This window comes from Halomonas sp. ND22Bw, assembly GCF_003011945.1.
GTDB classification, from domain to species: domain Bacteria; phylum Pseudomonadota; class Gammaproteobacteria; order Pseudomonadales; family Halomonadaceae; genus Halomonas; species Halomonas halophila.
This window is the reverse complement of sequence record NZ_PXWD01000371.1, coordinates 1-352: the sequence shown is the minus strand read 5'-3', so window position 1 is coordinate 352 and position 352 is coordinate 1. Positions and strand designations below refer to the sequence as shown.

Sequence of the window (352 nt, the reverse complement as noted above, 5' to 3'; positions counted from 1 at the left end):
GATGCCGTAGCGCTCCGGTCAGCTGTGTGGAGAGTTGCTTCACGAGTTCAGCCGGAGTGGATTCGGGATCGATCGCGACACGAAGCGGCACGATGTTCGCGAGCATCCCACCGGAACGTCGCATGGCTGCAGTGGTCCGCCCGGAAATGGGCAAGCTCAAAGCGACTTCCGTGGCTCCGGTCATCCGCGCCAGGTACAAGGCGTAGGCGCCGGCGATCACCGGGACTTCGCTCGTGTTCCACGTTTTGGAGACGACCGCGATCCGTAGAGTGAGTGCCGGATCCATCGTTCGGGTCACCATGCGTTGCGGCATTGACGGCGACGCGCGCCGTTCGGTCAAACGCACAGGTTC

1 protein-coding gene is annotated in these 352 nt (G+C 63.1%); it reads right to left on the bottom strand.

Features of this window, described 5'->3' with window-relative positions:
- On the bottom strand, positions 1 to 286 hold a 286-nt coding region (locus tag CVH10_RS18495; protein ID WP_369335872.1), incomplete at its 3' end, for a condensation domain-containing protein.
- Between the last annotated feature and the right edge of the window lie 66 nt (positions 287 to 352).